Here is a 271-nt window from a genome sequence, read left to right as displayed (position 1 = left end):
AGTCGACGGACATACAAATTCCGTGAGTCGAAATTGCCGCCGGACTGCGGGATGGTGGTGCCGATATTTCTGCTGCAATGACTATTGAGCCAGGCGTAACGGCTGAGCTTGATCTTACGCTCAGCGGGTTTGCCAGCGATTCGCCAATCGAAGCCGAATTGCGCCTTAGCGGTAACGAGTGGCATTGGGTACCGGCGGTCATTCCGACGATCGACAATTTTGAAGGCGCTATCTCGGCCACTGTAAATGCAAGTGGCCCTCTGATGGCGCC

General features: G+C 55.4%; 1 protein-coding gene. It reads left to right on the top strand.

Annotated elements, in window-relative coordinates:
* Positions 1-77: 77 nt before the first annotated feature.
* Positions 78-271, top strand: a 194-nt coding sequence (locus L9G74_RS20685; protein ID WP_238898638.1) for a hypothetical protein, incomplete at its 3' end; no start/stop codon positions are given.

It is taken from the genome of Shewanella electrica, from assembly GCF_022321485.1.
GTDB classification, from domain to species: domain Bacteria; phylum Pseudomonadota; class Gammaproteobacteria; order Enterobacterales; family Shewanellaceae; genus Shewanella; species Shewanella electrica.
The sequence above is the reverse complement of the archived record's forward strand: the minus strand, read 5'-3'. Positions and strand labels throughout refer to the sequence as shown.